This is a genomic window from Kutzneria sp. CA-103260, from assembly GCF_018263855.1.
Taxonomy (GTDB): domain Bacteria; phylum Actinomycetota; class Actinomycetes; order Mycobacteriales; family Pseudonocardiaceae; genus Kutzneria.
Map to the genome: position 1 here is coordinate 5,834,005 of NZ_CP073318.1, position 17,170 is coordinate 5,851,174.

Here is a 17,170-nt window from a genome sequence, read left to right on the forward strand (position 1 = left end):
GATTTCAACTTTTGTAACTTGTCACTTCGCTGTAGACGACCAAGGTCTGCTCGGGTCGTTCGGCCAGGTGGAACGCGGTGTACGCGAACTCGGTGATCCGACACCCCGGCGGCCGAAGGCGTTTGCGGCCGCTCTGACGCACCTGCACGTCGTAGCGTGGCCACCAGGCCCGAACCTCGGCGCTGGCCGCGTGCAACTCGTCGATCAAGGCCGTGAACCGCGGGTGGTCGGGGTGCCGGCCGGCCAGCGTGCGTAGCCGGGCCAGCAGACCGCGAGCCTCCGACTCCCAATCGACCACCACCCGCCGCGCCACCGGCTCGGTGAAAACCCACCGGACGAAGTTCGGCCGCTGCGCGGTGAGGTTCGGGAACAGGTCGTCGGCGGCCTGGTTGTAGCTGAGCACGTCGTAGCTGTTGCCGATGATGTACGCCGGATTCGGTTGCAGCATCAGCGGAACGGCCGCCTCCTCGGCGGTGAGCCGCTCGTCGGCGACCTCGCCGGCCGGGGTCTGCCCGGCGAGCCGGAACAGGTGGTCGCGCTCGGCCCCGTCCAGCCGCAGCGCCTCGGCCAGCGCGGTGAGCACCTGCTCGGACGGCCGGATGTCCCGCCCCTGCTCCAGGTACGTGTACCAGGTGGCGCTGATGCCGGCCAGCAGCGCCAACTCCTCCCGGCGCAGCCCCGGGGTGCGCCGACGCCCAGTGCCGGGCAGGCCGACATCGGCCGGAGTGATCCGCTCGCGTCGGCTGCGCAGGAAAAGGCCGAGCTCCTGCATGACACCTCCAGTACCAGAATAAGCTCGCTCTGGATACCAGGTTAGAGGCCGCCCAGACTGGAGTCATGTCGGAACTCAAGGGCAAGGTCGTGGCCATCACCGGCGCGAGCAGCGGGATCGGCGAGGCGACCGCGTTGCTGCTGGCCGAGAAGGGAGCCCGACTGGTGCTCGGGGCCCGCCGGGAGGATCGCCTGGCCGAACTGGCCGAGCGCATCGGCGACCAGGCCAGGCACATCCGCACGGACGTCACCGAGCGGCAGGATCTGCACGAGCTGGTTTCGTTGGCGAACAAGGAGTTCGGCCGACTCGACGTGCTGGTCGGCAACGCCGGGGTCGGCCCGATATCGCCGCTGGACGATCTCCGGGTCGACGAGTGGGACCAGATGGTGGACGTGAACATCAAGGGACTGCTGCACGGGATCGCCGCCGCCCTACCGGTGTTTCGCCGACAGGGCAACGGACACTTCGTCACCACGGCGTCCACGGCCGCGTTCCGCGTCGTGCCGGCGATGGCGGTCTACGCCGGCACGAAGGTCGCCGTGCGGGCCATCTGCGAGGGCCTGCGCCAGGAAGCCGGCGGCTCCCTGCGGGTCACCACCGTCTCCCCCGGCTTCGTCGACACCGCGTTCGCCGAGGCGTCGAGCAACGATCAGGTCCGCGCGGAGATCTCCGACCTGCGCGACCGGATCGCCATCCCGCCGGAAGCCGTCGCCCGGGCCATCGCCTTCGCGGTCGAACAGCCGGCCGAGGTCGACGTGAACGAGATCGTCGTGCGGCCGACCGCCCAGGCCTGAGCCCGGCTCACTCCGGGGTGTCCTTGGGCGGGCGGCCCCGCCTCGGGATCCCGCCCACGCCCGAGGGCATCCGGCCGACGTCGACCAAGGCCTTGCGGAGCAGGAACTCGATCTGCGCGTTGGTGCTGCGCAGTTCGTCGGCGGCCCAGCGGGCCAGCGCGTCGTGGACCGCCGGGTCCAACCTCAGCAACACGCCCTTGCGCTCGGCCACGGCACCCCCTCGACTGACGAGTGATACTTCAACTCTAGCATGTAGATATCACCTTCCCCGAATGGTGACCAATTCACCGAAACACTGGTCCGACGGTTGGACATCGGCCACCATGCGATCAACGCGGCCGCACACCCCTGCCGGCCGCGCTGAGCCTGGGGAGTCGCATATGCGCACCAGTCGAATCGCCGGCGTGCTGGCCGGCCTGCTACTCGTCACCACCGCTGTGACCACCGTCAACGCCAACGCGGCCACCGATCCCGACGACCCGGCCCTGCACTGGGCCGGCTCCCAGGTGGCCAAGCACGAGGGCGGCGGCGGCGCCGGCTTCGCGCCGCTGGCCGGGCTGCCCGGCCTGGACGTCAGCAGCTACCAGGGCAACGTGGACTGGTCCTCGGTGGCGGCCAAGGGTGCGAAGTTCGCCTACGTCAAGGCGACCGAGGGCACCACCTACACCGACCCGACCTTCGCCCACCAGTACAACGGCTCCTACAACGCCGGCCTGATCCGCGGCGCCTATCACTTCGCCCGGCCCAACAACTCCAGCGGCGTGGCCCAGGCCGACTACTTCGTCGCCCACGGCGGCGGCTGGTCCAAGGACGGCAAGACCCTGCCGCCCATGCTGGACATCGAGTACGCGCCCAGCGGCGACCAGTGCTACGGCCTGAGCCAGGCCTCGATGCGCAGCTGGATCCAGGCGTTCAGCAACGAGGTGCACGCCAAGACCACGCGCTGGGCCACGGTCTACACCACCACCGACTGGTGGACCAAGTGCACCGGCAACTGGAGCGGCCTGAGCCAGACCAATCCGCTGTTCATCGCCCGCTACAGCAGCAGCCCCGGCACCCTGCCGGCCGGCTGGGGCACCTGGACGTTCTGGCAGTTCGCGGACTCCGGCACGTTCCCCGGCGACCAGGACCAGTTCAACGGCTCGGCGGCCCGACTGCTGGCGCTGGCCAACAACACCGCGTGAGACCGCGGATCCCCGCCCTGTGCGGGGCGGGGCCCGCTACCGGAAGGCCGGCCGGGATCACCCCGGCCGGCCGCCGGTCACCTCAGCAGGAATCCGGCTTCAGCGCGAAGTCGGCCGTGGTCGACTTGCCCTTCGCGATCTTCACCTGACGGGTCTGCGGCTGCCAGCCGTCCCGCGCGACGATCAGTGTCATCGGGTTGTTGCGCTGGTCCAGCCACAACACGTAGTTCCCTCCTGTGTCCGTCTTGAGCGTGTACGACGCCGTCCAGGTGTCGATCTGCACGGTGGCGCCCGGAATCGGCGGCGTGCCGCCCTTGCAGGCCACGCTGGTCACCGTGCCGGTGATCTTGCCCCAGGTCGAGGGCGGTTTCACCGTGAAGGCAACGGGAATCGGCGCGACCGCGTGCGGCGTCACCGCACCGACCTGCAACGTCGCCGTGTACGTCCCGGGCTGCGCCAGCGACGCGGCGTCCAGCTGCACCGTGAAGCTGGCCGACTTGCCGGGCGCGATGGTCACGGAATTCGTTGGCGTGACTGACATCCACGGGATGGACACGTACTCGCCGCACTGGTCGTAGCCGGGCAGCAACTGGTCCTGCGTGGTCGGGCTGAAGCCGCCGGCCGAGCCGCCGATCCGGTAGAACCCGCACGCGCTGGCCCCGCGGAACAGCGTGGCGTTGGCGTTGGGCAGCGGGCTCCAGTTGTTGGTCGCTGGATCGTAGGCGTAGCCGGCATTCGTGAGACTGCCGTCCTGGATGCCGCCGGAGACCAACAACTGTCCATTCGCGACAGTGCTGGAGGCCGCGAACACCGACACCGGCAGGCTGGCGATCGGCGACCAGACGCCGGTGGTCACGTTCAGGCCGTAGCCGGTGCCGATCTGGTTCAGCCCGCTGGCGCCGCCGGCGCAGTACACCGTGCCGGCGATGATGCCGCAGCTGCTCCAGCTCATCGGGGTCGGCAACGACGGGCCGGCCGACCAGGTGTCGGTCGCCGGGTCGTACACCTGCACATCCGTGACACCACAGGAATCCTGCAGACAGCCGCCAATCACGTAGACCTTGCCGCCGACCACGGCGCTGCCCATCGCGGAGTACGCCTTGGGCATCGGCGCGCCGGTGCTCCAGGTGTTGCTGGCGGTGTCGTAGATCTCCAGGTCGCCGTTGGGCGGCCCGGTCACGCCCCAGCCGCCGCCGAGGTACACCTTGGTCCCGATCGCCACCGCGAACGGGTTCTCACGGGCCTCCTTGAGGTCGGCGATCGGCGACCACGCCTGGCTTCCCGGGTCGTAGACGTAGTTCTTGGTGGTCAGGTCGGTGCCGTTGAGACCAGTGAACGAGTACACCTTGCCGTTCACCGTGACCGCGGCGTTGTCCATGATCTTCGTCGGGTAGTCGGCGACGGTCGACCAGGACGCGGCCGACGGGTTCGCGTCCTTGAGGGCCTGGGTTTTCGCCTTGCCCAGCAACGGACCTGTGCTGTAGTTGCCGGCGATCTTCTGCAACGGCGCGGAGACCTGGGCCGCCGGGGTGTAGCCGCCGGGCCGGGGATCGAGCCGGACGTCGGCCGGGGCGGTGCCGGTGTTGGTCACCTTGACCGTGGCCGTCGCGTTTCCTTGCCAGGCAACACTCTTGCTGACCGTCGTCGGACTGACGGTCAGCTGGGCCGAGTCCAGCGGGAAGTCCTGCGGCGTGACGCCGTCCGGGGTGATGGTCGGGGACTTGGTCGAGGTGACGTAGTTCGTCGCCGCTGCGCTGACCTGGTGGATGCCGGTCTGCGTGGAGAAGAACCAGTAGGAGCCGTCGGCACCCGTGGTGGTCTGGTCGGCCGGGTGGTCAACGCTGGTCACCGTCGCGCCGGACAGCGGCACGTTGGCGACCTTGTCGGTGACGTGGCCGGTGACCAGGCCGCCGGGCGTCAGGGTGCAGGCGTGGTCGCCGACGAAGACGTCGTCGACCTCCCACCAGAAGCCGAAGTTCTGCTCCACGTAGTGGAATCGCACCTGCACCGCGGACTTGCCGGCCGCGTCCGGCAACGGCAGCACCTGCTTGCCGGTGGCGTCCTGGGAGTTGTGCCGCCACACCGGGGTCCAGGTCTGACCACCGTCCACCGTGTACTCGGCCGAGGCGTTCATCGTGTCGCCGTAGGCCTCGAAGTCGGTGCCGAAGGTCAGTGTCGGGTTGGCGGCCGCGCTCAGGTCGTAGACCGGGCTGGTCAGCGTGGTGTCCTGGTCGCTGCCTTCCAGGTTGCTTTCCGTGATGGCGAAGTTGCCGCTGCCACCGGTGGCGTTGGTGCGGTGGCCGGGGTTGTCGAACTCCCACGGCCGCGCGCCGGGCACGTTGTTGGACACGGTCCAACCGTCCGGTGTGGACGTTCCGTCGAACGACTGCGTCGAGCCGCTGAACTTGTTGCCGTAGCCCGGAGCGCCGCAGGTCACCGGGTCGACCTTGATCGCCACGTCGTGGCCGACCGCCGCCTTGCCGACCTGAACCTGTTGGGAATCCTGGAGATAACCCGGATACCCGGGGTCGACCTGCACGGTGTAGTCGGCGCCCTGCGGCACTGTCAGGGTGTAGCGGCCGGTGACCGGGTCGGTGTGGACCGCCGTGGTCGGCTGCCCGGCGACCTGCACCTGCGCCGCCAGCGGCCAGCCGTGGCCGGAACCGTCCCGCACGACACCGGAAACCGTGGTGGTCGGGATGGCGTTGAGGGTGAAGTTCTCCGTCACCGTCTGGCCGTCGCCGATGGCGATCCCGCTCACCGAGGCGTCCGCGTAGCCGAACTTGCTGGCCGTCGCGTCGTAGGTGCCGGCCGGCACGTCGAGCGAGAAGTGCCCGGCGGCGTCGGTGTTGGCCGACAGGTCGCCGACCTTCACCGCCGCCCCGGCCAGCGCCTTGCCCGCGCCGTCGGTGACCGTGCCGGTGACCGAACCCGTTGGGCCAGCGGTGAACGCGGCGATGCCGTTGGGCGTGCCGAGGCCGGTCGGGCCGTCGTAGCCGGGGCCGCCGGAGCACAGGTAGGTCGGCGTGCACTTGCCGTTGGTCCCGCCGGTGACGTCGTTCAGCGCCCGGGAGTCCTTGTACGGGAAGGTGTTCGGGTACGACCCGGCCGGCGGGGCGCCGGCCAGCGCGTACACGCCGGCGACGATCGGCGAGGACACGCTGGTGCCGCCCATCACCACCCAGCCGCCCTGCACGTACACCGCGACCGGCGTGTTCAGGTCCGCGACCGCCGAGACGTCCGCGACGGTTCGGTTGGCACAGCCGGAATCATGCTGGAAGGCCGGCTTCGGCTCGTAGGCCGAACAGCCGCTGCCGCTGCCCGGCCACACCGACTCCGTCCAGCCGCGGGGGCTGCCGTCGCGCTGCAACGTGGTGCCGCCGACCGCCGTGACGTGCGGCGACGAGGCCGGGAACTCCGGCCCGTAGCCGTAGTCGCCGGCGCTGACCGTCATCACCACGCCCGGGTGGTCGTAGTAGGCGCTGTCGATCTGCAGCTCCGACGGGTCCTCGCCGCCGCCGTAGCTGTTGGAGACGTACTTCGCGCCCAGGGCCACCGCCTCGTTGACCGCCGCGCCCATGTTCGGCACCAGCGCGTCGTCCGACTCCACCAGCAGGATGTGGCACTTCGGGCAGACCGCCGACACCATGTCCAGGTCCAGCGCCTCCTCACGCTGCCAGGACGTGTTCGGGGCCGGGTACTGCGTGCCGCCGCGCTGGTCGACCCGCTTGAAGCAGCCGTTCGCCGTCGTGCAGGCCGGCAGGCCGTACTGCTGGCGGTAGATCGCCAGCTCCTGCTCAGCGTTCGGGTAGTCGTAGGCGTCGACGATCGCGACCGTCTCGCCCTGGCCCTCCGTCGTCGACGGCAGGTTGTACGCGCTGCTCAGGTCGCCCGGGCCGTAGCCCGCCGGGGCCGCGTCCGCGTGCACCCCCGCCGCTCCCCTGACGTCCGTGCGTTGCAGGGCGAAGCACGTGACCTCGCCTGGTCTTGGCTTCTCCGGGCACACATGCTCGGCCGGCCGCGGTGTCGGCGCCTGCGCGGCCGCCTCCGCCGCCACCGGCGTCAACGCGGCCGCGACCACCGTCGCCACCACCGCGAGCACCGTTCGTAGTGCGGGCAACTCAGTGTCCTTTCGCTGGCGTGGCGGCCAACGATCTGGATCTTCGCACCCCACCCTTGCGGAAAACTGGACAAGAAGCGGACGCTGCCCCGCAATTTTTTGATGCTTGACAGAAAAAGGGGCCGAACGGCCCAGCCACGCAGCCCGATCGTAGGCGACCACCTCGAACAGCTCGTTGCCAGCACTCAGGATCGGCCGGTTCAAGGACTCCGGCCCAACGGCCAGGTCGTGTTTCACCAGCCGGCGGGCCGACGCTCCCCTTTCGTCATGAAGGGCCCCATACTGACGTTGAACATGGTGAAGGGGTCCTTCATGACGTTGAACGTCAGGGCAGGTCCCTTGATCTTGGGCGGGGCGGGGAGACGCGCGGCTGACACACGGGTCAGGCGTTGGCGCGGTGGCGGCGGTCGGCGAGGGCATGGCGAAGCTGCGGCAGGCCGCGCCCGGTCACGTCGACCAGGGCCGGTCCCTGCTGTTCGACCGGCTCAGCCCTGGTAGCGCTGGAGAACGCGGTCGACCAGGGCCGGGGCGTCGCCGATGTACTGGGCGGGGTCGAGGAGATCGTCCCATGGGAGGTCGACCTCGATCATGGCGACGAGAACCTCGCGCAGGGCCTTGCCGGAGGCGGCGGCCTCGCGGGAGGCCTCGCCGAGGAGTTTCTTGGCCACGGCCTTGCCCAATACGGGGGCCAACGCCACGTTCAATCGCTCGCTGACGATGGCGCCGTCGGAGCGGGCCAGGTTGGCGGCCATGCGATCGGGAAAGACCTCAAGCCCTTCAAGGAGTTCGGCCGCGGTGAAGGCCGAGCCGCCGACCAGGCGGAGGGCTTCGCGGAGGGTCTGCCACTCGGCATGCCAGGCGCCGGCGGGGCGTTCGTCCTCGGCGACCATGCTCTGGGCCAGCACGGAAACCTGGGCCGGAACCTGGCGGGCGGCGGTGACGATCAGGGTGGCCAGCACGGGATTGCGCTTCTGGGGCATGGCCGACGACGCGCCGCGGCCGTCCGCGGCGGGCTCGGCTACCTCGCCGATCTCGGTGCGGGACAACACCTGCACGTCGATGCCGATCTTGCCGAGGGCGCCGGCGACGAACTGGAGGGCGTTGCCGACGTCCATGATCGGGGTACGAGCCGTGTGCCAGGGGCCGACGGGCTCGGCGAGACCCAGCTCCTCGGCGAAGGGGGCGATCAACTCAACACCCGCCTGAACCTCGGACAACCGGCCGTATTCGACGTAGGCGGCGAGGGTGCCGGCGGCGCCGGCCAGTTCAGCCGGCAGGACAAGGGATTCCAGGCGGTCGATGGAGTCCAGGACCAGTGAGAGCCAGCCGGCGGCCTTGAGACCGAAGGTGGTCGGCACGGCGTGCTGGCTCAGGGTCCGGCCGGCGATCAAGGTCGTCCGATGCTGCACGCAGAGCCCGGCGAGGGCGGCGGCGCAGCGGCGGAGGTCGGCCAGCAGCAGGGCACGGACCCGCTGCACGACCAGCATGGTGGCGCTGTCCAGGATGTCCTGACTGGTGGAACCCCGGTGCACGTACTCGGCGACGTCGGCGGGCACGAGCTTCATCAGGGCCGGCACGAAGGCCACGACCGGGTTGGCGGCGCCGCGGGAGGCGACGGCCAGGGACACCACGTCGAGCTGATTAGCGGAGACAGCGGAGATGGCCTTGGCGGCGCTGTCGGGGATGACGCCGAGCCGGGCCTGGGCCCGGGCCAGCGCGGCCTCGACGTCGACCATGGCCTGCAGCCATGCCTCGTCGGAGGTGGCCGCGGCCGCGGGCGTGCCGGCCCAGGTCGGGGCCAGCAAACCGGAATCGGTGCTCACGCGAGTCTCCCAACCCCCGCCATCGGTGTCGTCCGGACGGCCAGGGCCGCGCGGGCGATGGCGTCGGAGTCCTCCAGCGTCACGGAGCCGACACCGGGGCGGATGCCGGCGGCGGTCACCCAGTGAACGTACTCGGTGGGCACGCCGTAGGCGAACCGGGCGGGATGCGGCCGGTTGGTGGCGTCGATCACCCGGTACGGCCGCGCGGTGACGGCCATGCCACCGCTCTCGAAGGACTCGGCGCCCTCGTCGGGGATGTGGAACGACCGGCACTGCCCGGTGGCCTTGAGGTAGCGCAGCAGCGGGTTGGCGCTGCGGTGCAGGTCGACGTCAGGGATCCGGGCCTCGATGAGCGTGGTGACGGCGATCGGCGGGGCCGGCACGGAGGAGGCGTCGACCAGGAACACCTCGCCCAGCGCGACGCGAACGCCGGGGCCGAGCACGCTGAGCACGCCGGCTTCCAGCAGCGCGGTCATCTCCTCGATGCGGCGCAGCGGCGGGCCGATGGACAGGAAGGCGTTGAACGGCGTGTACCAGCGGGCCAGTTCGTCACGGTAGGAGCTGCCGGTGATGCCGCCGTGGTCGACCACCATGCGGATCTCGTTACGCAGGTCGCGAAGCGTGTCGAGGGCGGCCTTCAGTGGGCTGGAGACGTTGCCGCGCTTGGCTTCCCGGGCATCGGAGCGCAGGTAGCCGAGCAGCCAGCGCTGGTAGTCGGCCTGGTCGCTGAACGCCTGCTCGCCGTACGGCTTGGCGATCCGCTCCCAGCTCCACAGCTCGTCGGCGCGCACGCCGAACCGGGCCAGCAGCGGGGATTCGTCGCCGTCGGCCCGCAGAAGTTCCACGTACAACTGGGAGAACTCCTCGACCTGGGCCGGGAGCAGCCGGCCGGCCAGCAGCGTCGAGTAGTAGACGGCGCGGGCCTCCTTGTCGATCAGCGGCCACACGTCGTGCATGAACCGGACCCGGCCGGAGTGACGCAGCCGCTCGATCACCGGCGGCGTCAGGAACAGCGGAACGTGTCGCCCCACCGGGCCCTTCTCGTTCTCGCCGCGGGCGTGGTGCGGCACTCCCCGCCGGGATCCGGCGTACAGCGCGGGTTCCAGGCCGGACGGGTGGTAGACCAGCCCGTCCTCGGTGCGCTCGTAGCGACCGCCGCGGCCCTCGGTGAACAGGGCCAGGTAGTCGAAGAAGTTCAGCCCCAGCCCGCGCAGCGCGACCTTCTCCCCCGGCTCGATCCGGGACAGGTCCAGGTCAGCGGGGTTGCTGGGCGGGATGTAGGTCAGCGCCCGCTCGGAGGCGAAGTCCCGCAGGGACATCTCCTCGGCGGTGAGAGCCACCGGCCCATGACCCAGCGCCAGCACAACGGCGTCCACCGAGTCCACAGTGGACCCGCTCTTGAGCCGGACGGTCTGCCGGCCGTCGGGCTGGTCGTCCACCGCGACGGCGGTGCCACGGTGCACGGTCACCGACACGTCGCCGGCGTTGGCGACGAGCTGCGTGAACACCCATTCCAGGTAGTAGCCGTAAATCGCCCGGGTCGGGTACGAGTCCGGCCCCAGCCGGGACGCCTCGGTGAGCACCTGGTCCGGGTACTGGTCGCCGGCGATGGCCTTGGCCCACTGGTACAGGCTCGGCCCCGGCACGACCGGGCCCTCCAGCGCCACGCTCTCGTCGGTGTACAGGCTGACCTGCGACGCCACGGTGTTCATCAGCAGCGTGTCGGACTGGTTGATCCGCCACACATTGCCGGCGCCGGGCGGGAACGGGTCGACCAGGTGCACGTCGACCGGTCCGGCGGCGTTGGCGATGATCCGCTCCAGCACGGACGTCCCGCGCGGGCCGGCGCCGATGACGCAGATCTTCACGGCAGGCACACTCCATCCCGCCAGCTGGGCACGGTCGGCTGCCACCCCAGCTGGATCCGAGCCTTGGCGTTGTCGGCGCCACGCTGTCGAGTCTGTTGGTACGCACCGTACCAACCGAGCAACCGCTCCCCCAGTTCGACGGGAATCCGTTTGGGCTCAGGGGCCTTGAGCAGCTCGGCGTAGCCGGGCACCCAGGAGGACGCGGGCGACGGCTCGTCGTCGACGATGTTGAAGACGCCGGTGGCGGCGTGCTCGACCGCCTGCGCGGCGGCCAGCGCCGCATCTCGTACGTGTACGAACGACGTCAGCCCGGCCCCGTCGCCGACCAGCGGCAGCCGGCCGAGCAGCACCGCCTGGCCGATCGTGCCGTTGGCGTCGTACAGGGTGTGCTGACCGTACAAACTGCCGTAGCGCAACACGATCGGGGCCAACTCCCGGGCCTGGAGCACGGTCCGCTCCAGGTCGGCCACGGCCTGCACGGTGGTGGCCCAGGTGGCGTCAGGAGCGTCCACATAGAGCGGCGCGTCCTCGTCCACCACCGGGCCACCGACCGGCGCGGCGGCGAAGGCGATGCTCTGCGCCACGATCCGCCGCACCCCGGCCTCCTGGGCGGCCTCGACCAGGTTGGCGGTGCCGACCCGGCGCACCTCGGCGGTCCGCTCGAACACCTCCCAGCGGGTGTCGCCGCTGACCGGCCGCAGCGCGGTCACCTGGTGCACAACGACTTCCGGCCGCGCGGCGGCGACGACGGCCGCCACCGCCGGCGCGTCCAGCAGGTCGGCGGCGACCACGGCGTCGGCCTCCAGGTCCGGGGCGGACCCGCGGACCAATGCCGTGACGTGGTGATCAGCCTTGCGCAGCAGGGGAAGCAGCTCGCGGCCGATCACCCCGGTGGCGCCGGCCAGCAGCACCCGCATGGTCAGTTCCCCTCTCCAGCGCTGGCGACCCGCATCAGCAGACGGCACTCGGGATCCCCGAACCGCAGGCAGCCGGTCGCCCTGTTCTCGGTCAGCACCACACCGAGGCCCTCGGACCAGCCGGCGTGGATTTCCGTGCACGGGCACTGATATCCATCGAGCGAGCCGGCCATCCGGACCATCACCACGGCGAAGTTCTGCCGCATGGTCAGTTCCAGCAGCTCGTCGTCGAGCGCGGTGACACCGCCGTCCCGCAGCTCGTTCGGGAACATGATGTCGGCGCAGCGCTCGTACAGCTTGGCCAGGGTGGCCGAATCGGCCTGGGCCAACGGCTCGCCGTGGGCCCGCGCGACCTGCTTCCCCACCCGGGTGGCGACGAAGCGCATCGCCTCGGCGTTGACCTCGTTGGCCACCTCCTGGCCGAAGCGGCTGGCGACGCCCTGGTACCAGCGGGCGTCGTGCAGCCACCACAGCCGGTACACCTCCATCGGAGCGGTCACGTCACTTCTCCTCGGCACGGGCGACCAACTCCTTGGCGCGTTCCCGCATGACGCGCTTGAGCACCTTACCGGTGACGCCGACGGTGACATCGCTGTAGTCCATGCGCAGGGCCCGCGTCACGGGCGGGAATCCGTGCTGCGCCAACACGTCGTTGACCCACGCGGTCAGGTCCTCGGCCGGGTCCTGCGCGCCCGCGAACTGCAGCAACACGTACGCGTCGCCGACTCCGTCGCCGTCCCAGTCGGCCTGCACGCCGTCCTCCACGATCGCGGTGACGGTGCAGTCCACCAGCTCCGGCCGGTTGGCCAGCAGCAGTTCCTCCGTGCGCGTGCTGAAGACGATGCCGTTCCTGGTGCGAATGGCGTCCGGGGCCCGGTCCAGGTGGTAGAAGTTGCCCTCGGCGTCCTGGGTCGCCAGGTCGCCGGTGAGCCAGTAGCCGCCCAGCCGCAGCCGGTGCCAGGTGATGGAGTCGTTCCAGTATCCGGGAGTCAGCGTCGGGGACTTGACACCGAGCCGCCCCACCTCCCCGGCCGGCAGCGGCCGGCCGTCCTCGGACAGCACGGCGGCCTGGGCGAAGCTCATCGGCTTGCCGATACAGCGGCCGAACGAGGCGCTGCCCGGCTTGTGTCCGTTGTGGAAGATGGAGTACCCGGTCTCCGAGGAGCCGAGGCCGTCGGTGAACACCGAGCCGGGCACCCGGTGCGGCTTGAGGTCGCGGCCGATCTCCTCGTGGCTGCCCAGCCCGACCAGCACCCGGATGTGGGCCTCGTGGGCGGCGTCGCCGGTGTTGTAGTAGGCCTCGATGCTGGATGTGTCCCACTTGGACAGATCCGCCGTGGCCATTTGGGCGTACGTGCCGGAGAAGCCGAACACCGTGGTGGGCTTGAACTTCTGCACGGCGTCGAGCACGTCGTGCCCGTTCTGGCTGGACAGCAGCATCACCGGCGAGCCCAGCAGCAGCCCGAACATCATCACCGACATGGCGGCGTTGTGGTTGCCGGGCAACGCGACCAGCAGCCGGCCCATCGAGCCGCCGACCGACAGCTTGAGCCGGTGCAGCTGCGCGTAGAGCAGGGTCTCGTGGGTGTGCGGCACGGCCTTGGGCATGCCGGTGGTGCCGGAGGAGTGCGAGATGATGATCGGGTCGGTCTTGTCGTGCCGGTAGGGCCAGCCGGTGGCCGGCAGGTGGTCCCGGTGCTCGGGCTTGACGTCGGCCGAGGTGATCACGAAGCCGAGTTCGCCCGACGCCAGGGTTTCGTGCCGGTCGGCGTCGGTGACCGCGCCGGACGCGCCCTGCCGGCGGATGTACTCGCGGGCGATCTCGGGGCGCAGCTTGGCGTTGGCGAAGGAGGGGATGGCGCCGAGCGAGTTGACCGCCATGAAGTTGACGGCGAACTCGGTGCTGGAGGCGGTGAGCACGCCGACCACGTCACGCGGCTTGATGCCCTTGCTGGCGTAGAAACCGGCGTAGGCCTCCACGATCTCGTACAGCTGGCCCAGCGTGAGCACCTCGGGCCGGCTGCCGTCCGGGGCCGTCCAAGTGCCGTCGGTCCACAGCACCGGCTCGTCCAGCGGTCGCCCGTACTCCTTGATGCGGTGCAGCACGTTGCCTGCGCCGAGCTCGGTGTCCGCCGCGATGCGGGCGCGCTCTTCCTTGGTGATCACTGCGGGTCCCTTTCCAGCAGGAGCGCTGACGCGCCGTCGGTAGTCGGTGGGGTGCGCCCGAGCAGCCGGTACACGGCCGTGGTGCGCTCGTCGGCGGCCAGCTCGACGGTGAGCAGCAGCACGGCGTCCAGTTCGGGGTCGGTGAGCAGCAGCTCGGCGGTGTCCAGCGGATCCTCGTCCACTGTGGACACGCTGAGCAGCGGCCCGGTCAGGTCGAGCTCGCGGCTGAGGAAGCCCAGCACGGCGTTGGTGGTGGCCTGCATGAACAGGATGGCGTTGTGCACCTGGCGGTTGACCAGCAGCCGGCTGGCCAGGCCGGTGGTGGTGGCGTCGCCGATCAGGCTGGACACGACCACGGCCAGCCGGGAGCCGTCGAACTCCCGGCCCCGCAGGCATGCCACGGCGGCGTGGTAGACGAGCGGGTTGAACGCGGACTCGATGAAGCCGGGCACCGGCTCCAGCTCGCCGGACGTGACGGCCCGAGCAACGGTGATCATGGCCGCTCCAGCAGGATCGCGGTGTTCATGCCGCCGAACGCGGCATTGAGCGACAGCACTCGACGCACCTGCGCGCGCCGCGGACCCTCAGTCACGTAGTCGAGATCGCAGGCCGGGTCCGGGGTGGTGTACCCGGCCGTGGGCGGCAGCACGCCGTCAAGCAGAGCCAGCAGGGACACCACGAACTCCACCGCCCCGGAGGCCTCCAGCATGTGGCCGGTGGTGCTCTTGGTCGAGCTGACCGGGGTGTCCGAGCCCAGCGCCGCCCGCAGGCCGTTGGTCTCCGCGCCGTCGTTCAACGGCGTTCCCGTGCCGTGCGCGTTGACGTAGTCCACTTCGGACACTCCAGCCCGGCGCATCGCCTGCCGCACGGCCGAGGTGATGCCCCGGCCCTCGGGATGGGGCTTGGCGATGTGGTAGGCGTCCGAGGCGACACCGAACCCGGTCATCCGGGCCAGCACCTGGGCGCCACGCCGACGGGCGTGCTCCTCGGACTCCAACACGATCGCGGCGACGCCGTCACCCAGCAGCAAACCGGTTCTGTCCCCGGAGAACGGGCGGATCACGCCGTCCTTCGAGAAGGCCCGGCCGGAGTCGAACTTGGCCATGTTCTCCTCCTCCACCAGGTACGCGCCGGCGCACAGGGCCGCCTCCCGCCGGCCGGCGGCGATCAGCCGCCAGCCGTGGATCAGCGCCGTCGCCGAGGCCACGCAGGCGTTGGTGAACGCCATCCGCGGCCCCCGGAAACCCACACGGTCGGCCAACATCCCGGCCAGGACACCGGGAATGTCGGGCCCCGGCGCATACGCCTGGCCCCGGGAGAACCGCGTCACCGACTTCCAGTCGCCGGCCGAGCCGAGCAGCACCGCGGCATCGGCGCCGGACGGCAGGCCGGCCATGTCCACCGCGTCGTCGGCGCAGCCGCCGAGCACGTCGACCAGCTCGGGGTCGCCGGCCGCGGCGGCGGTCATCGGCGTCCGGAACGGCGTCGGGTCGAACCGGCGCGCCGGCGCGAACACCTGGGTGCCGGTGAACACCCCGTCCCGCAACGCCTTCTCGCCCCAGCCGAACGCCGTGAACACGCCGTACCCGGTGACGACGACCCCGCCGGTCATGCCGAACCGACGTTCTGTGGGCCGCGGTTCAGGTAGGCGGTGATCCGCGCGACCGAGGTGAACTCGTCCAGGTCCTCGTCCTCGGGGTCGGCGTCGACCCCGAAGCGGGCCTTGACCTGGTGCAGCAGCCACACCAGGGCCATCGAGTCGATCACCAGCTCCGCGTCGGCGGCCAGGTCCGCCGGCAGGTCGGGAAAGATCCGGGGATCGGCCAGCAGCTCCCGGACGTCCTGTTCCGTCACTGGGCGGCCTTGCGGCGCACAATGTCGGCGGCCAGCTGGCCCAGGGTCATCGCGCCGATCGCCTCGATGTCGGTGTCCGGGATCTTCACGTCGTACTCGCGCTCCAGCCGCAGCGTCAGCTCGACCAGGCTGAGCGACTCCAGGTCGATGCCGCTGGTGCCGATCGGGCTGTCGTCGGTGACCTTGTCCCGGTCGATCGGCACGTTCATCTCGCCGATCAGGGTGGTCAGCACCCAGTCGCGCACGTCGGCCTCGGTCAGCGTGGTCGCGGTCATGTTCGTACTCGTCCTCTCGGGCAAAGGGAATCAGGAGACCAGGGCCGCGGCCCGCAGCGCGCCGCGGTCGCGGATGAGCTTGCCGTTGGGGGTGCGCGGCAGCCGGGGCAGCACCCGCACCAGCTTGGGCAGCTTGTAGTCGGCCAGGTGCTCGGCGCACCACCGGACCAGGTCCTCGGCGGCCAGCTTCTCGTCCACTGTGGACACATAGGCCTCGATGACCTCGCCGTGCACCAGCACCGCCTCGGCCACCGAGCCGTGCCGGGTCAGCACGTCCTCGATCTCGGTCAGGTCGACCTTGAGGCCGCCGATGACCACCAGCGAGTCGCCCCGGCCGAGCAGCCGGACCGTGCCGTCCACGGTCAGCTCGGCCCGGTCCCGGGTGCGCAGCCAGCCGTCCACGTAGCGGTCCTGGCCGTCCTCGGTCAGGTACGGCGTCGCCGGCAGCCGCACCTCCACCTCGCCGTTCTGGATGCGCAGCAACACACCCGGCGTCGCCGGCCCGACGCTGGGCCGCAGCCGACCGCTGACGTCCATGGCGATCACGCCGGTCTCGGTGGTGCCGTAGGACTCGCCGACCCGCACCCCGTACACCTCGTGGAACCGGTCGGCCACGGCCGGCGGCATCAGCTCGCCGCCGGACACCGCGCACCGCAGCGACGGCAGCAGCGGCGGATTCTCCGCGGTGGCAAGCAGTTCGTAGTGGAACGGCACCCCGAAGATCCCGCTGACCTCGTGCTCGGCGGCGGCCCGCAGGATGTCCCCGGCCGCCACCCTGGGCGAGAACACCACGCCCACACCGGCGTACAGCGAGTGCAGCAGGCCGGCGATCAGCCCGAAGCTGTGGGCCGTGGAGCTGAGCAGCAGCACCCGCTCCCCCAGCGCCGGCATGCCGGCCAGCTGGTTGAACCGGCGGATCTCGGCGACGATCGACTCCTCGGTGCGGCCGACCACCTTGGGCCGCCCGGTGGAGCCGGAGCTGAACTGGATCAGCCGGTGCGCGGTGCTGGCCGGCAGGCCGTCGGACCGCTTCTCCGTCACGAGTTCGTGCCGCGACCGGAAGTTCAGCCGGGACCAGCCGGCCGCGCCGGCGCGGACCACCAGCTGCGGCCGGCACAGCGCCCGCAGCTGCTCGACCTCGGCCGGCTTGAGCCGGTGGTCCACCAGCATCACCTGCGCGCCCAGGCGCCACAACGCCAGCAGGACCTCGATCTGGGTGAAGCTGGGCGGCACCTGCAGCGCCACCGTGCTGCCCTCGCGCACGCCCGCGGAGGCGAACAGCGCCGTCTCCTGCTCCACCGCCTCCCGCAGTTCCCCATGCGTCACAACGTGATCGGCGATGAGGTACGGCAGGTCGTCGGGATGCAGGGCCAACAGGTCGGACACGAGCTGCATGG

General features: G+C 70.6%; 15 protein-coding genes. 2 read left to right on the plus strand and 13 right to left on the minus strand.

The features are described from left to right. Nucleotides 1–4: 4 nt before the first annotated feature. Nucleotides 5–772 carry a helix-turn-helix transcriptional regulator gene (locus JJ691_RS25465; RefSeq protein WP_211762173.1) on the minus strand — a complete coding sequence of 256 codons (768 nt, stop codon included), beginning with the start codon at nt 770–772 and terminating at the stop codon, nt 5–7. Nucleotides 773–837: 65 nt separating this feature from the next. On the opposite strand from JJ691_RS25465, the gene JJ691_RS25470 reads away from it, so the two are divergent. After that, nucleotides 838–1,566, plus strand: a complete 729-nt coding sequence (locus tag JJ691_RS25470) for an SDR family oxidoreductase (RefSeq protein WP_211762174.1) — start codon at nt 838–840, stop codon at nt 1,564–1,566. A 7-nt stretch (nt 1,567–1,573) separates the two neighbouring features. On the opposite strand, the gene JJ691_RS25475 is transcribed toward JJ691_RS25470, so the two are convergent. After that, the gene (locus tag JJ691_RS25475) at nt 1,574–1,777 is read right to left on the minus strand and encodes a hypothetical protein (protein WP_211762175.1); all 204 of its coding nucleotides are present in this window, start codon (nt 1,775–1,777) and stop codon (nt 1,574–1,576) included. 169 nt (nt 1,778–1,946) lie between these two features. On the opposite strand from JJ691_RS25475, the gene JJ691_RS25480 reads away from it, so the two are divergent. Further along, entirely contained in the window at nt 1,947–2,750 is an 804-nt protein-coding gene (locus JJ691_RS25480; protein WP_211762176.1) for a lysozyme, read from the plus strand. An 82-nt stretch (nt 2,751–2,832) separates the two neighbouring features. Here JJ691_RS25480 and JJ691_RS25485 read toward each other — a convergent pair whose 3' ends face one another. The 11 genes from JJ691_RS25485 to JJ691_RS25535 all read right to left on the minus strand — a co-directional run bounded on the left by JJ691_RS25485 (nt 2,833) and on the right by JJ691_RS25535 (nt 17,168). After that, nucleotides 2,833–6,870 (minus strand): carboxypeptidase regulatory-like domain-containing protein, encoded by a 4,038-nt coding sequence (locus JJ691_RS25485; protein ID WP_211762177.1) that lies wholly within the window; start codon nt 6,868–6,870, stop codon nt 2,833–2,835. Between the two features lie 485 nt (nt 6,871–7,355). Then, on the minus strand, nt 7,356–8,693 hold the full coding sequence (gene pcaB / locus JJ691_RS25490; protein ID WP_211762178.1) for a 3-carboxy-cis,cis-muconate cycloisomerase: 1,338 nt from the start codon (nt 8,691–8,693) through the stop codon (nt 7,356–7,358). Next, on the minus strand, nt 8,690–10,561 hold the full coding sequence (locus tag JJ691_RS25495; protein WP_249227003.1) for an FAD/NAD(P)-binding protein: 1,872 nt from the start codon (nt 10,559–10,561) through the stop codon (nt 8,690–8,692). The genes pcaB and JJ691_RS25495 overlap by 4 nt, the downstream gene beginning before the upstream one ends. Beyond that, on the minus strand, nt 10,558–11,478 hold the full coding sequence (locus tag JJ691_RS25500) for an NAD-dependent epimerase/dehydratase family protein (protein ID WP_211762179.1): 921 nt from the start codon (nt 11,476–11,478) through the stop codon (nt 10,558–10,560). The genes JJ691_RS25495 and JJ691_RS25500 overlap by 4 nt, the downstream gene beginning before the upstream one ends. Before the next feature lie 2 nt (nt 11,479–11,480). Then, on the minus strand, nt 11,481–11,978 hold the full coding sequence (locus tag JJ691_RS25505) for a hypothetical protein (protein WP_249227004.1): 498 nt from the start codon (nt 11,976–11,978) through the stop codon (nt 11,481–11,483). 1 nt (nt 11,979) lies between these two features. Continuing rightward, nucleotides 11,980–13,644: a class I adenylate-forming enzyme family protein gene (locus JJ691_RS25510; RefSeq protein WP_211762180.1), complete on the minus strand. Its 1,665-nt coding sequence runs from the start codon at nt 13,642–13,644 to the stop codon at nt 11,980–11,982. Continuing rightward, on the minus strand, nt 13,641–14,141 hold the full coding sequence (locus JJ691_RS25515; RefSeq protein WP_211762181.1) for a hypothetical protein: 501 nt from the start codon (nt 14,139–14,141) through the stop codon (nt 13,641–13,643). Before JJ691_RS25515 ends, JJ691_RS25510 begins: the two co-directional genes overlap by 4 nt. Continuing rightward, nucleotides 14,138–15,256 carry a beta-ketoacyl-[acyl-carrier-protein] synthase family protein gene (locus tag JJ691_RS25520; RefSeq protein WP_211762182.1) on the minus strand — a complete coding sequence of 373 codons (1,119 nt, stop codon included), beginning with the start codon at nt 15,254–15,256 and terminating at the stop codon, nt 14,138–14,140. The genes JJ691_RS25515 and JJ691_RS25520 overlap by 4 nt, the downstream gene beginning before the upstream one ends. Next, a complete protein-coding gene (locus tag JJ691_RS25525; protein WP_211762183.1) occupies nt 15,253–15,498 on the minus strand; it encodes a phosphopantetheine-binding protein in 246 nt (81 codons plus the stop codon). Before JJ691_RS25525 ends, JJ691_RS25520 begins: the two co-directional genes overlap by 4 nt. Beyond that, nucleotides 15,495–15,773 (minus strand): acyl carrier protein, encoded by a 279-nt coding sequence (locus JJ691_RS25530; RefSeq protein WP_211762184.1) that lies wholly within the window; start codon nt 15,771–15,773, stop codon nt 15,495–15,497. Before JJ691_RS25530 ends, JJ691_RS25525 begins: the two co-directional genes overlap by 4 nt. A 30-nt stretch (nt 15,774–15,803) precedes the next feature. Then, on the minus strand, nt 15,804–17,168 hold the full coding sequence (locus tag JJ691_RS25535; RefSeq protein ID WP_211762185.1) for a class I adenylate-forming enzyme family protein: 1,365 nt from the start codon (nt 17,166–17,168) through the stop codon (nt 15,804–15,806). Between the last annotated feature and the right edge of the window lie 2 nt (nt 17,169–17,170).